At 68.7% G+C, this 13,573-nt stretch carries 12 protein-coding genes; 10 read left to right on the top strand and 2 right to left on the bottom strand.

The window, feature by feature from the left end; all coding sequences use genetic code 11:
* The first annotated feature begins 60 nt into the window (after nt 1–60).
* From ABZ463_RS24155 to ABZ463_RS24140, 4 genes are all read left to right on the top strand, one after another.
* Nucleotides 61–1,002 (top strand): ABC transporter permease, encoded by a 942-nt coding sequence (locus ABZ463_RS24155; protein ID WP_352014332.1) that lies wholly within the window; start codon nt 61–63, stop codon nt 1,000–1,002.
* Complete coding sequence (locus ABZ463_RS24150; RefSeq protein WP_362779189.1) at nt 995–1,846, top strand: ABC transporter ATP-binding protein; 852 nt, start codon at nt 995–997, stop codon at nt 1,844–1,846. The genes ABZ463_RS24155 and ABZ463_RS24150 overlap by 8 nt, the downstream gene beginning before the upstream one ends.
* 73 nt (nt 1,847–1,919) lie before the next feature.
* Complete coding sequence (locus tag ABZ463_RS24145) at nt 1,920–2,441, top strand: YbhB/YbcL family Raf kinase inhibitor-like protein (protein ID WP_352014334.1); 522 nt, start codon at nt 1,920–1,922, stop codon at nt 2,439–2,441.
* A 163-nt stretch (nt 2,442–2,604) separates the two neighbouring features.
* Complete coding sequence (locus tag ABZ463_RS24140) at nt 2,605–2,802, top strand: hypothetical protein (protein ID WP_352014335.1); 198 nt, start codon at nt 2,605–2,607, stop codon at nt 2,800–2,802.
* A gap of 72 nt (nt 2,803–2,874) precedes the next feature.
* Here the strand turns inward: ABZ463_RS24140 and ABZ463_RS24135 are convergent, their stop codons facing one another.
* Nucleotides 2,875–4,212, bottom strand: a complete 1,338-nt coding sequence (locus ABZ463_RS24135) for a lysine 2,3-aminomutase (protein WP_362779184.1) — start codon at nt 4,210–4,212, stop codon at nt 2,875–2,877.
* Nucleotides 4,213–4,382: 170 nt separating this feature from the next.
* On the opposite strand from ABZ463_RS24135, the gene ABZ463_RS24130 reads away from it, so the two are divergent.
* The 5 genes from ABZ463_RS24130 (at nt 4,383) to ABZ463_RS24110 (ending at nt 11,835) form a co-directional block, all read left to right on the top strand.
* Nucleotides 4,383–5,027, top strand: coding sequence for a DUF1707 domain-containing protein (locus ABZ463_RS24130; protein WP_362779181.1), 645 nt, complete (start codon nt 4,383–4,385; stop codon nt 5,025–5,027).
* Between the two features lie 178 nt (nt 5,028–5,205).
* Complete coding sequence (plsX, locus tag ABZ463_RS24125; protein WP_352014346.1) at nt 5,206–6,213, top strand: phosphate acyltransferase PlsX; 1,008 nt, start codon at nt 5,206–5,208, stop codon at nt 6,211–6,213.
* Between the two features lie 61 nt (nt 6,214–6,274).
* Nucleotides 6,275–8,638 carry an HAD-IC family P-type ATPase gene (locus ABZ463_RS24120; RefSeq protein WP_362779178.1) on the top strand — a complete coding sequence of 788 codons (2,364 nt, stop codon included), beginning with the start codon at nt 6,275–6,277 and terminating at the stop codon, nt 8,636–8,638.
* Nucleotides 8,635–10,362 (top strand): arginine--tRNA ligase, encoded by a 1,728-nt coding sequence (gene argS, locus ABZ463_RS24115; protein ID WP_362779176.1) that lies wholly within the window; start codon nt 8,635–8,637, stop codon nt 10,360–10,362. Before ABZ463_RS24120 ends, argS begins: the two co-directional genes overlap by 4 nt.
* A gap of 150 nt (nt 10,363–10,512) precedes the next feature.
* The gene (locus tag ABZ463_RS24110; RefSeq protein ID WP_362779504.1) at nt 10,513–11,835 is read left to right on the top strand and encodes a hypothetical protein; all 1,323 of its coding nucleotides are present in this window, start codon (nt 10,513–10,515) and stop codon (nt 11,833–11,835) included.
* A gap of 45 nt (nt 11,836–11,880) precedes the next feature.
* Here ABZ463_RS24110 and sepF read toward each other — a convergent pair whose 3' ends face one another.
* Entirely contained in the window at nt 11,881–12,267 is a 387-nt protein-coding gene (gene sepF, locus ABZ463_RS24105) for a cell division protein SepF (RefSeq protein ID WP_352014340.1), read from the bottom strand.
* Nucleotides 12,268–12,460: 193 nt separating this feature from the next.
* Here sepF and ABZ463_RS24100 point away from each other — a divergent pair, with 193 nt between their 5' ends.
* Nucleotides 12,461–13,264 carry a PhzF family phenazine biosynthesis protein gene (locus ABZ463_RS24100; RefSeq protein ID WP_362779172.1) on the top strand — a complete coding sequence of 268 codons (804 nt, stop codon included), beginning with the start codon at nt 12,461–12,463 and terminating at the stop codon, nt 13,262–13,264.
* Nucleotides 13,265–13,573 lie beyond the last annotated feature (309 nt).

The following is a 13,573-nucleotide window of genomic DNA, read 5'->3' as shown; positions in this document are numbered from 1 at the left end:
GTGTGCGGCGGACCACCGCCGCAGGCACCCCATCCACCCGCATCCAATAGAGTCCTTGCCATGAGCCAGCCGGAATCCGCGATCGCGGACGCCCAGGCGGGCGGCCCGAGTAACGGCACCCCTGCCAAGCCGCAGGAGCCGCTGGCCAAGCTCGCCGAGCGTTACGGACTTCGGCGTGCCATCGCACGCCCTCGTCTGACCGTCTACCTACGCCAACTGTGGGAACGACGGCACTTCGTCATGACGTACGCGACCTCGCGCAACGTCTCGAAGTACAGCACCTCAGCCCTGGGCCAACTCTGGCAGGTCCTGACGCCCCTGCTCAACGCGGCGATCTACTGGCTGATGTTCGGCGTGATCCTGGGCGCCCGGGGCAACATGGACCCCAACGTCTACATCGCCTTCCTCGTCACCGGGGTGTTCGTCTTCACCTACACCCAGCGCTCGGTGACCAGCGGCGCGAAGTCGATCTCCGGAAACCTGTCGCTCATCCGCGCCCTGCACTTCCCCAGGGCCGCGCTTCCCCTGGCCTACACGATCCAGGAGTTCCAGCAGGTCCTGATCTCCATGGGCGTGCTGATGGTGCTCGTGCTGGTCACCGGCCAGCCGATCACCTGGATGTGGCTGCTGATCCCGGTCGCCCTGCTGCTGCAGACGATGTTCAACATCGGCGCCAGCATGGTCCTGGCCAGGGTCGGCTCGACCGCACGCGACCTGAACCAGCTGCTGCCCTTCATCACGCGCACCTGGCTCTACGCCTCCGGGGTGTTCTTCTCCATCCAGGACAGGGTCGTCGCCCAAGGGCACATGCCCCAGTGGATCGCCGACCTCATGTACTTCAACCCGGCGGCCTCCTACATCGAACTGATGCGCGACCTGCTCATCCAGTTCCACCCCACCCGCCCCTGGGTGTGGTTCACCTGCATATTCTGGGCACTGTTCGCCCTGATCGGTGGCTTCTGGTACTTCTGGCGAGCCGAGGAGAAGTACGGCCGTGGCTGAGTTGACCGAGGAGCTGCCCCAAGTGAAGGCCGACAAGCCTGCCGTCCCCAGCACGGACGTCAGAGTGCACCCCGCTCCGGAGAAGGCTCCACACCCCCGCGCGGGCACCCCGACGGTCATCGTGGACGACCTGCACATCATCTACCGCGTGTACGGCGCGGCCTCGGACAGCGAGAAGGGCAACGCCGCCAACGCCCTGATGCGCCTGGTCAAGCGCCAGGGAAGGCCGGAGATGAAGGAGGTGCACGCCGTACGGGGAGTGTCCTTCGTCTCCTACCACGGCGACGCCATCGGCATCATCGGCCGCAACGGCTCGGGCAAGTCGACACTGCTGCGCGCCATCGCCGGACTGCTGCCGCCGCACTCGGGCGCGGTCTACACCGACGGCCAGCCCTCCCTGCTCGGCGTCAACGCCGCGTTGATGCGCGAACTGACCGGCGAGCGCAACATCGTCCTCGGCTGCTACGCCATGGGCATGACCCCCTCCCAGGTCAGGGAGAGGTACGACGACATCGTCGACTTCTCCGGCATCGGAGAGTTCGTCCAGTTCCCCATGTCCACCTACTCCTCGGGCATGGGCGCCAGGCTCCGCTTCGCCATCGCCTCGGCCAAGGCCCACGACGTGCTGCTCATCGACGAGGCCCTGGCGACCGGCGACCGCGACTTCAAGCGCAAGAGCCAGGAGCGCATCATGCAGATGCGCGAGGAGGCGGGCACCGTCTTCCTCGTCGCCCACAACCTCGACGTGATCGAGGAGACCTGCAACCGCGTCATCTGGCTGCACAAGGGCAAGATCAAGATGGACGGCGACCCCAAGACGGTCCTCGCCGCCTACAACGCCTGAGACACCTATGTGATCACCTGACAGGGCAGGATGTGGAGCGACCAAGAACTACGCTCCCATCGGAGGTGAATCCGTGTCCTCACGGCCACCGATTCCTTATGAGTTCCTGCCCCAGGTTCCCGCGCTGACCGTCGAGAGTGACGACGTCCGCGACGGCGAGACCCTGTCCCTGACCCACGTGTTCGACCGGTGGGGGTCCAACGGGCAGAACGTCTCTCCGCACCTGCGCTGGTCGGGCGCCCCGGAGGGCACCCTCAGCTACGCGGTGACCTGTTTCGACCCCGACGCCCCCACCGGCAGCGGGTTCTGGCACTGGCTGCTGTTCGACATCCCCGCCGACGTGACCGAGCTGCCCGCGGGCGCGGGTGGCCCGGACACCACCTTCGGCGTGCACGGCCGCAACGACTACTCCATCAACGCCTACGGCGGCGCCGCCCCGCCGCCCGGCTGGCCGCACCGTTACGTCTTCGCGGTGCACGCCCTGGACGTGGAGAAGCTCGACGTGAGCCCCGACTCCCCGCCCGCGGTCGTCGGCTTCAACATCACCGCCCACACCGTGGCCCGCGGCTACATCGCCCCGGTCTACGAGAACTGACCCGTCCCCAGGCGGGCACCGGCGTGTCGCGTCACGACCGCCGGCGTCCCGCCTGGTCGGCGGCGCGCCACCTCGGGACGAGCCACACCGGACGGCAATTGACGGACATCGTGATCGACGTTCCGCTATGATTCGAACGTTGTTTCGATCCGAGGAAGTCGTCATGGAGTGGGAGCGCGCGATGCGAGAGTTGTCGGCCGCGATCGACCACCTGGCCACAGAGGACCCGTCCGAGATTCCACGCCTGCAACTCGCCGAGCAGCTCATCGAGCTGCACTGGCAGATGGCCAGGCTCCAGGCCCAGATCGCCCGCCGTACCTCCGTCCGCCCCCCGCGCCCCCAGGACCCGCAGAACCTCTGATCCACCGCGGAAGCGATCAACACGGAGGGCTGCGGGAAACGCACCGGCCGGAAACCCCTTCCGGCCGACCGATCAGGCCGTCAACCGCCGGGCCAGGGGCACGCGCTCGGCCAGTGAGGGTTCGAAGGGGAAGCGGTCGGCGAACGCGGGGCGCAGATCGGTCAGCCAGACCGCCTTCGGGTCATACTCCGCGAAGAAGGGCTGTCCGACCAGACCGGGGTCACGCGCCTGGATGAGGTGGAGCACGAAGACCTTCCTGCCCTCGACCTCCGTGACACCGTCCACGCACACCTTGCCCGGCGTCGCCGACATGGACGGCCCCCGCACCGTACGGCACAGCCCCGAGACGCTCGCGTAGGCGTCCCTGAAGATCTCGTACCCCCTGGCCAGGGGAACCGCGAAATAGTCCTGGGGCCCCGTGTCCCGCTCGACGAACATGTAGTACGGCACCATGCCCATCGTCTGCTGGGCACGCCACATGGACGCCCAGGTCTCGGGGTGGTCGTTGATGGACCTGATCAGCGGGGCCTGGGTCCTGACCACCGCGCCCGTCGCGCGGATCCGCTCGACGGCGGTCCTGACGACGGGCGGCTCCATCTCGCGGGGGTGCGAGAAGTGCGCCATGAAGGCCAGGTTCTTGCCGGCCTCGACCACGGAGGCGAACAGGCGCAGCGTGTCGTCGGCGTCCGGGTCGGACACGAAGCGCTGCGGCCAGTAGGCCAGCGACTTGGTGCCGATGCGGATCGACTCCAGCTGCTCAAGGTCGAGCAACGGCTCCAGATAGCGCCTGAGCACCGGCTCCCCCATGATCATGGGGTCGCCGCCGGTGATCAGCACCCCGGTCACCTCGGGGTGCTCCTTCAGGTAGCCGACCAGGCTCGCGACGTCGCCCGAGGCGAACTTCAGGTCGGGCTCGCCGATGAACTGGGCCCATCGGAAGCAGTAGGTGCAGTAGGCGTGGCAGGTCTGTCCTTGTTTGGGGAAGAAGAGGACGGTCTCTGGATACTTGTGCTGCATTCCAGGCACCGGGTCGTCCCCGACACGGGGGACGTTGAGGTTGAGCTGCCCCGCGGGATGCGGGTTGAGCCGCTGCCTGACCTCGTGCGCCGCGGCCTGGACCTCTCCCTGGGGAGCCTCCTCCCTCAGCAGGGTGGCCAGCCGGGAGACGTCGGCCTCGGGCAGCATGTCCGGCTGGGGGAAGACCAGCCGGTAGAGGGGGTCGTCGGGCGCCGCCGCCCAGTCGATGAGCTCGTCGACCACGTAGGCGTTCGTGCGAAAGGGCAGCACGGTCGCGACCGCCCTGACCCGGATCCGGCTCTCCTCGTCGAGTCCGGCCCGTCGCAACAGGCCGTCGAGGTGTTTCGCGGTGTAGGCGCGAAACCCGCGCACCACGCTCTCTTGCACGCTCACTAATTTTTACCTCCGATTTTTGTTGCTTTTGACGTAAACCTCTCCCACTTCTCGCGCGTCGTTGGCGCTTATATACCCGGACGTAACCAGCTCAGCGGCCGGTTCCCCGGTTCGTCATTTCTTTGCCATCCACCATCGCGATATATCTCGAATAGTCGTACAATCGCCCCATGACCTCCCCAGAACCCACATCTCGGTTCGCTCCCCTGTCCCCCGTGTCGCGGGACCCCGGCCTCAACGGCGCCAACGGCGCCGGCCCCACCCTGCGCGCCTCGGACGCCGACCGCGACCAGGTGGCGACCGTACTGGCCGAGGCCCTCGCCTCGGGGCGCCTCACCAGCGTCGAGCACGCCGACCGTCTTGAGGCGACCTACTCCGCCGTCACGGTCGGCGAACTCGCCCCGATCATCCACGACCTGCCGGAGGCCACGACCCCGTCCGGCGCTCTGGGCGCCCAGAACCAGGAGGTCAGCGCGGTCTTCAGCAAGGTCGTCAGGAGCGGCCGGTGGATCGCGGGCCGCCACACGAAGCTGTCCTCCACCTTCGGCGCGCTGATCGTCGACCTGTCCGACGCGGTACTGCCCGGCCGGGAGATCACCCTTGAGGTCACCTCCCTGTTCGGCAAGCTGATCGTCAGGGTTCCCGAGAACGCCCACATCATCGACGAGGTCGGCGCGCTGTTCGCCAAGCGCGGCATCTCCGGCGGGGTCGGCTCCGGCAACGGCCCCGTCATCAGGGTCACCGGCAAGGCGACCTTCGGTAAGATCATCGTCTCCAGGGAGCGAAGCGACTGGAACCTCCCGGACAGGCCCTAGCCCCTCCGTGAGAGGCCTGGGAAACACGCCCCGGTCCCCCCGACTGCGTCGTTCACCACGGAGCACGCCTACGATGCGGACAAACCATCCCGCACGAGGTGACCGCTTGCCCGAAACCGAGGCTTCCCGCGCCGCAGCGGCCGCCCCGCACGCCTCCTCACATGCCGCTTCGCAGGACATGGCGCCCATAGCCCTCGACGCGATGGGCGGCGACCACGCTCCCCACGAGATCGTGGCGGGAGCCGTACAGGCCGTCAGGGAGCACGGGATCGGCGTGGTGCTCGTCGGCGCGCCGCGCCCCCTCCAGGAGGCACTCTCCCTCCACGACGCGACCGCCGAGATCCCGATCGTCCGCGCCGAGGAGGCGCTCGCCATGGACGAGGGCGCCCTGGCCAGTCTGCGCCGCCCCCGCTCCAGCATCGCCGTCGCCTGCCACCTCGTACGGCGCGGCGAGGCGTCGGCCGTGGTCTCCGCCGGATCGACCGCGGGCATCGTGGCCACCGGCAAACTCAGGCTCCGTGGCCAGCAGGGAGTGCTCAGACCGGCCATCGCCGTCGCCCTGCCGACCCTGCCCTCCCCGACCATCCTGCTGGACGCCGGGGCGAACGCCGAGGTCAAGCCGGAGATGCTCGTGCAGTTCGCCCACCTCGGCGCGGCCTACGCCGAGACCGCGCTGCGGATCGAGGACCCCAGGATCGGCCTGCTGACCATCGGCAGCGAACCGGAGAAGGGCAACAAGCTCGTCAAACGGGCCCACGAACTGCTCTCCGCCGCCCCCGGCCTGAACTTCACCGGCAACGTCGAGGGCCACGACCTGCTCACCGGAACCGTCAACGTCATCGTCACCGACGGATTCACCGGCAACGTCGCGCTCAAGACCATGGAGGGCAGCGTCCGCTACGCCTTCGCCGAACTGCGCGGGACGATCCAGGAGAGCCCCGTCGCCAGGGTCGGCGGCATGCTGCAACGCGGCCGCATCAAGCGGTTGCAGCGCCGTCTCGACCCCGAGGTGCACGGCGGCGCCGTACTGCTCGGCCTGAACGGCACGGTGGTCATCGCGCACGGCGCCTCCCAGGCCACCGGTGTGAGCGCCGCGTGCGTGCTGGCGGCGGAGCTGGCCAGAACCGGCGTGGTCGGCCGCGTCGGCGAACGCCTGGCCGCGCACCGTCCCCATCGTCTGTGGTGACGCCCCCGGCGTCCCTCATCCCCGTATGGTGGGATTCGCACCGACCTCGGGGGGACGACACGTGGAGCAGCTGGCCGACCGAGGGCTGACCACGGCCGAAATCGCCGAACGCACGGCCCGGGGACAGGTCAACGAGGTGAGCAGGCGGTCGAGCAGGTCGCTGTCGGCGATCGTCCGCGCCAACGTCCTCACCCTGTTCAACGCGGTGATCGCCGCGCTCTGGGTCCTGATCATGATCTTCGGACAGTGGCAGGACGGCCTCTTCGGGCTGGTGATCGTCGCCAACTCCGCGATCGGCATCGTCCAGGAGTTACGGGCCAAGCGCACCCTCGACCGGCTCGCCGTCGTCAACGAGGCCCCGGTCAGGGTCAGAAGGAACGGCGCGGAGACCGAGATCCCGCCCAGGAAGGTCGTGCTCGGCGACCTGATCCTGCTCTGCCCCGGCGACCGCCTGCTGGTCGACGGCGAGATCACGGGCTCCGGCGGTCTGGAGATCGACGAGTCCCTGCTCACCGGGGAGGCCGACCCGGTGCACAAGGCCGTCGGCGACCAGGTGCTCTCGGGCAGCTTCGTGGTCGCGGGCACCGGGTCCTATGTCGCGACCAAGGTCGGTGACGACGCCTACGCCGCCAAACTCGCCCAGGAGGCCAGCGCCTTCGGCCTGGCGCACTCCGAACTGCGCGCGGGTGTCACCAGGTTCATCAAGTACATCACCTGGCTGGTCGTCCCCATCGGCATGCTGCTCACCTGGAGCCAGCTCAACAAGGCGGAGGACTTCGGCCAGGCCGTCACCGGCGCCGTCGCGGGCATCGTCACCATGATCCCCGAAGGGCTGGTGCTGATGACGAGCATCGCCTTCGCCGTCGGCGTCGTCCGGCTCGGCCGCCGCCGCTGCCTGGTCCAGGAACTCCCCGCGATCGAGATCCTGGCCCGGGTCGACGTGCTCTGCCTCGACAAGACCGGCACCCTCACCGCGGGCGGCATGAACCTGGCCGAGGTGCGTTCCCTCGCCGACGACCCGCTCACCCCCTCGCTCACCACTGAGGCCCTGGCCGCGCTCGCCAACCTGGAGGAGACCCCCAACCCGACCGTCCAGGCCATCAGGGTCGCCCACCCCGCCCCGCCCGGCTGGCACGCGACCACGACCGTCCCCTTCTCCTCGGCCCGCAAGTGGAGCGGAGCGGAGTTCGCCGGCAAGGGCGCCTGGGTCCTCGGCGCCGCCGACGTCCTGCTCACCCCCGAGACCCCCGGGTACGGCCAGGCCGCCGACCTGGCCGCGACCGGCCTGCGCGTGCTCGCCCTCGGCAGGGTCGCCACCCTGAACGACCCCGTGGGCTCCGTCGAGCCCCGGGCCCTCGTCGTGCTCGAACAGCGCATCCGCCCCGAGGCCGCCGACACCCTGCGCTACTTCGCCGAACAGGGCGTCGCCATAAAGATCATCTCGGGGGACAACCCCGAGTCCGTCTCCGCCATCGCCACCGCTCTCGGCGTCCCCGGCGGGCGCGACGCGGTCGACGCCCGCACCCTGCCGGAGGACGACCCGGACAAACTCTCCGAGATCCTCGACACGAACACCGTCTTCGGCCGGGTGACCCCGCACCAGAAACGGCTCTTCGTCAGCGCCCTGCAGTCCAGGGGCCACACGGTCGCGATGACCGGCGACGGCGTCAACGACGTCCTGGCCCTCAAGGACGCCGACCTCGGTGTGGCGATGGGCTCCGGCAGCGGCGCGACCAGGGCGGTCGCCCAGATCGTGTTGATGGACGACGACTTCACCAGCCTGCCCTCCGTGGTCGGCGAGGGCAGGCGGGTGCTGGCCAACATCGAACGCGTCTCCAGCCTCTTCCTCACCAAGACCTTCTACGCGCTCGTCCTGTCGCTGCTCGCAGGAATCTTCGGGCTCGCCTTCCCGTTCACCCCCCGGCACTCCACGCTGGTCAACGCGCTGACCATCGGTGTCCCCGCCTTCTTCCTCGCGCTCGCGCCGAGCAGCGAACGGGCCAAACCGGGGTTCGTGCCCCGGGTGCTCCGCCTGGCGATCCCCTGGGGAGTGGTCTGCGCGCTGGCCGTCCACCTGTCGTACCTCCTGGCCGAGACCCGCGGCGCGACCCCGGAGGAGAGCCGTACCGCGGCCGTCATCACCCTCTTCCTGGTGACCTGGTGGGCGCTGGTCCTGATCGCCAGGCCGTACCTGTGGTGGCGCGTCACACTGGTCGGGGCCATGGTGGTGCTGTTCGCGCTGTCCCTCGCCGTACCGTTCACCCGCGAGTTCTTCGCGCTCACCCTCAGCGACCCCGCCGACGACGTGGTCTCGATCGCGATCAGCGTGGTCGCCGCGCTCGCCCTGACGATCGTCTTCCGGGTCATGCGACCGGTCGATAAATCGCCGGTTCAGGACAGACCAACCGATACCCTTGAGGTATGACCGACCCGCAACTCGTGCTCACCGAGCGCGTCCAGCAGGCGCTGGGCGCCGCCTTCGGTGCTGAGTACACCGACGCAGACCCGCTGATCCGTCCCTCGCAGTTCGCCGACTACCAGGCGAACGTCGCGATGAGTCTGAGCAAGCGACTGCGACGAGCCCCGCGGGAGGTCGCCCAGGAGATCGCCGACCGGCTCACCGACTTCCCCGGCACCGTCGAGGTCAGCGGCCCCGGCTTCCTGAACATCACCCTCTCCGACGACTGGATCACCGCCCAGGCCAACGAGTCGCTCGCCGACCCGCGCACGGGCGTGGCCCTGACCGGCTCCCCGCAGACCGTGGTCATCGACTACTCCGCGCCGAACGCCGCCAAGGAGATGCACGTCGGCCACCTGCGCACGACCATCGTCGGCGACGCGCTGGCCCGTGTCCACGAGCACATCGGCAACCGGGTCGTCCGGCAGAACCACCTGGGTGACTGGGGCACCCCCTTCGGCATGCTCATCGAGCACCTGCTCGACATCGGCGAGAAGGCCGCCGTCGCCCAGCTTGAGGCGGGCGAGGGCAACGCCTACTACCAGGCGGCCAGGGCCAAGTTCGACTCCGACCCGGAGTTCAACCAGCGCGCCCGCTCCCGGGTCGTCACCCTCCAGGCCGAAGAGCCGGAGACCATGCGGCTGTGGCACATCTTCATGAACGCCACCGTCCGCTACTTCAACAAGGTCTACACCCAGCTCGGCGTCACGCTGACCGACGACGACATCGCCGGCGAGAGCATGTACAACCCCGTGCTCGCCCAGGTCTGCGACGAGCTCCAGGAGCGCGGCATCGCCGTCGTCAGCGACGGCGCGCTGTGCGTCTTCCCGCCCGGCTTCACCGGGCGCGAGGGCCAGCCGCTCCCCTTCATGATCCGCAAGAGCGACGGCGGGTACGGCTACGCCACCACCGACATGGCCACGATCCGCTACCGCGTCCAGGACCTCAAGGCCGACCGGCTCCTCTACGTGATCGGCGCGACCCAGGCCCAGCACATGTCGATGCTGTTCGCCTCCGCCAAGATCGCCGGATGGCTGCCCGACCACGTCCACGCGGAGCACGTCCAGATCGGCAGCGTGCTCGGCAGCGACGGCAAGATGTTCAAGACCCGTAGCGGCGAGTCGGTCAAACTCCTCGAACTCCTCAACGAGGCAGAGGTCCGCGCCGCCGAGGTCATCCGCGACAGCGACTACGGCGACGAGGAGCGCAGGGAGATCGCCCACGCCGTCGGCATAGGCGCGGTCAAGTACGCCGACCTGTCGGTCAGTCACGACAGCGAGTACGTCTTCGACTTCGACCGCATGCTCGCCCTGACCGGCAACACCGGCCCCTACCTGCAGTACGCCCAGGCGCGGATCCGCTCCATCTTCCGCAAGGGCGAGGTCGACCCGGCACAGGCGACCGGTCCGATCGTCATCGGCCACCCGGCCGAACGGGCTCTGGCGCTGCGACTGCTCGGGTTCGGTGCCGCCGTCGCGGAGATGGCCGAAAGCTCCGCCCCGCACAAGCTCGCCGCCTACCTCTTCGACACCGCCAGCGCCTTCACGACGTTTTTCGAGAACTGCCCCGTCCTGAAGAGCGACGTCGACCCGGCCGTGCGCGCCTCCCGGCTCGCCCTGTGCGCCCTCACCCTGCGTGTCCTGGACACCGGTCTGGGCCTGCTCGGCGTCCCGGTACCCGACCGTATGTGAGCCGTTCCGCCGGATGATCACCTCGATTCGGCAAATCGAGGTGATCATCCGGCAAAGTTCGATTCGGCGCGCCTCCCGAGGGGGATGACCGAATCGCACTACGCTGGCGCGGTCATCGGTCACAACTTCGGAGAGTTCTCTGCCTTGAGCATGGACCTGACCGCGAACCCTCACGCCAAGACGGAGTTGCACCGCTACGCCGAGGCGCTCCTGACGAACCTGGCCGCCGACGCCACCTGTTCCACGATTCCCGCCCCCACGAGCTCGACGAACGTTCCCGACTACTGGCTGTCCCCCGCCGTCGAGGCCCTGCTGCTCCTCCTGCGGGGACAGGACGCCGTCGAACCGCTCGGCCGCGCCGCCCAACTCGACGATCGGCGCACCGCCCTGTTCCTGTGTCTCTCCCTGGCCCTGTGCGGGCAGGGCGAACGCATCCACGCCTCCTGGATGGGCACCGCCTTCGGCGAACTGTCCCTCGACCGTCCGGTGTCCCACGGCCAGCGCGCGCTCTGGCTCGCCGCCGCCCAGGGAGCGTACGGCCCGGCGGGCAAGATCTTCGTGCTCCGCAAACTCGACGCGGTCGCCGTACCCTCACGATCCGAACCCGCCAGATGGTTGAGCGCGCTGACCCCGCACGAACCGTCGATGGTCGTGCCGCCCTCGCTGGTCGACTTCCCCGAACTGGCCGAGTTTCCCGAGTTGGCGCAGCCGGTCCAGGCCTCCGCCCAGCTCACCCGCCTGCTCGGCCGCTGCACCGAGATCACCACGACCAGGGCCGCCGGCACGGGCCGTACGTCACGCGCCCTGTGGTCGGCGGAGGAGACCCTGACCGTACTGCGTGGCCTGGTGCGGCCGGAGCGCGTCGTGAAGGGGCCGCAGCGGCCGGAGAAGCCGCTCACCGAGCACCTGCTGGACGACCTGCGGCCTTCCTCCGACCCGGCCCTCGCGGCCATCGCGCTGCACGTCGCCGCGCCGATCGTACGGACCGCCGCGGAGAGCCTGACCAGGGCCACGCAGGTGGCGCCGCCCGAGTCGGTCTCCATCCCGCTCCTCGGTCACCGGGTGATCCTGCGGCCCTCGGGTCCCGACCCCGAATCCCTGGCCGCCGCCGAACGGCACATCGCCGTGGAAGGCGTGCAGACCCTGGGCAAGCCCTGGCTCGCCTACTCCCTGCTGGCCCTGGCGGTGACCGCCCTGGTCGTCGCGGCTGTCACCCCGGCCACGCTGCCCTCCGCCGTGCTGGCGCTACTGCTGGCCGCGGGAGGGGCGCACCAGCTCTGGTCGCGCCGCCGACGTGAGCGGGCGGACGCCGAATATGTCACGAAGCAGCTCTCCGAGCTGCGGGAACTGGCCGACGGCGCGGTGTGGGCCCTGCACGAGTACGCCCGTGAGGCCGACAAACGCGCCCAGGGAGCCACCTCCGACCTGGCGGAACTCACCCGCCTGCTGCGCAGGGGCCCCCGGGCCGCCTAGCCGTACGGCCTCACACGACCCGGGGCACCGCTGTGACTTCGGGGATCAGGCGGTGGTGATCTCCACATCCGCGGGGGCCAGCAGGAAGACTTTCTCCGCGATGCGCTCGATGTGCCCCTCGCAGCCGTAGGCCAGCCCCGCCGCGAAGTCCACCATTCTTGTGGCTTCCGCGGTGCTCATGCAATTGACATCCATGATGACGGTCTGGCCTTCACGGAAGTGCTTGCCGATGATCGGAGCGTCGTTGTACTTACGCGGAGTGAGCATGACGATGCGGGAGGGCTCGACGACGGCGCGCCAGCGCTTGGCCGCACGCTCCGAGGCCGGCTGCCAGTCCTCGCCCTCGACCTCGTCCTCGTAGTCGTAGGCCTCGTCGTAGTCCTCAGCTCCACCCAGCCCCAGGTAGCTCGCCACCTTACGCACTGCCCCCATCGGCTTGTCCTTTCCTACAGGACCGCGCCGTACTCGGCCTGTCCCTACAACCTTGGACGTTAACCGACGAAGTAAGGTTCGCCGCGCGACACGCCCAGCGCATATTCCCACTTTGTACGGCTAGCGCACCGGTCCTGTCTGGCCTCTCTACCCGCTTTGGGCTGCTTATCTCCCACATGGCTAGAGTTACGCCATGCATATATACACAGTTGATTCGTTTACTGATCAATTTTTCAAGGGCAACCCGGCGGGGGTCTGTATACTCGATAACCCCACGCCGGACGGCTGGATGCAGGACCTCGCCGCGGAGATGCGGCACTCCGAGACCGCGTTCCTGCTCGGCGGGCAGCCCGGCGAGCCGTACTCCCTGCGTTGGTTCACGCCGAAGACCGAGGTTGATCTTTGCGGTCACGCGACGCTGGCCGCGGCGCATGTGCTCTACTCCACCGGGCCCGCGCCGGACACCCTCAGGTTCAGCACCAGGAGCGGAATCCTGTCCACGACCAGGGAGAACAACGGCCTGATCAGCATGGACTTCCCCGGTAAGACCCTTGAGGAGGTCGCCCCTCCCGAAGGGCTACTGGAGGCACTCGGGGTCGAGCCCCGGTGGGTCGGTAAGAACGTCTGGGACTATCTGGTCGAGGTCGAGTCCGAGGAGGCGGTACGGGCCGCCTCTCCCGACCTCCGCGCGCTGGAGGCCGTGGACGCGAGAGGGATCATCGTCACGGCCCAAGCATCGCAGCCCGGCGTGGACTACGTCTCCCGGTTTTTCGCCCCCCGGGTCGGCATCCCGGAGGACCCGGTGACCGGTTCGGCCCACTGTGCCCTGGCGCCTTGGTGGTCGAGCCGGCTCGGCTCGGACACGTTGCTCGGCGCCCAGCTGTCCGAGCGTGGCGGCCTGGTTCGCACGACCGTACGGGGAGACCGGGTGGAGCTGGCCGGCCGAGCGGTAACCGTCCTGTCCGGCGAACTCCACGCCCTCCCACCCCGCTCCTGAAACAAAAAGGGGCAGCTACCGCCGCCCCTCAAACACCCACACGCACCCCAAAGCCAGGCATACACAAAAAAGGAGGGCAGCTCCCGTCACCCCCACGCCCCGCCTGGAACACCACCCCACCACACCAAAAACCCCAGGGAACCCAGAACCAACCCCGCGGGGAACCCCACACAAAAAAGGGGCGGCCCACAGCCACCCCCACACACCACCCACAACAAAAAAAAGGGGGGCCGCCCAAAAGCGACCCCCCACAAAAGATTGTCCGGCGGCGACCTACTCTCCCACACCGTCCCCGGTGCAGTACCATCG

The organism is Streptosporangium sp. NPDC020145, from assembly GCF_040631275.1.
Classification (GTDB): Bacteria; Actinomycetota; Actinomycetes; order Streptosporangiales; family Streptosporangiaceae; genus Streptosporangium.
The sequence above is the reverse complement of the archived record's forward strand: the minus strand, read 5'-3'. Positions and strand labels throughout refer to the sequence as shown.

What these genes read in the sequence shown, in the direction of transcription:
- ABZ463_RS24155 (WP_352014332.1), top strand. Translation starts at nt 61, where the DNA reads ATGAGCCAGCCGGAATCCGCGATCGCGGACGCCCAGGCGGGCGGCCCG.
- sepF (WP_352014340.1), bottom strand. Translation starts at nt 12,267, where the DNA reads ATGGGGGCAGTGCGTAAGGTGGCGAGCTACCTGGGGCTGGGTGGAGCT.
- ABZ463_RS24140 (WP_352014335.1), top strand. Translation starts at nt 2,605, where the DNA reads ATGGAGTGGGAGCGCGCGATGCGAGAGTTGTCGGCCGCGATCGACCAC.
- ABZ463_RS24110 (WP_362779504.1), top strand. Translation starts at nt 10,513, where the DNA reads ATGGACCTGACCGCGAACCCTCACGCCAAGACGGAGTTGCACCGCTAC.
- plsX (WP_352014346.1), top strand. Translation starts at nt 5,206, where the DNA reads ATGGCGCCCATAGCCCTCGACGCGATGGGCGGCGACCACGCTCCCCAC.
- ABZ463_RS24130 (WP_362779181.1), top strand. Translation starts at nt 4,383, where the DNA reads ATGACCTCCCCAGAACCCACATCTCGGTTCGCTCCCCTGTCCCCCGTG.
- ABZ463_RS24100 (WP_362779172.1), top strand. Translation starts at nt 12,461, where the DNA reads ATGCATATATACACAGTTGATTCGTTTACTGATCAATTTTTCAAGGGC.
- argS (WP_362779176.1), top strand. Translation starts at nt 8,635, where the DNA reads ATGACCGACCCGCAACTCGTGCTCACCGAGCGCGTCCAGCAGGCGCTG.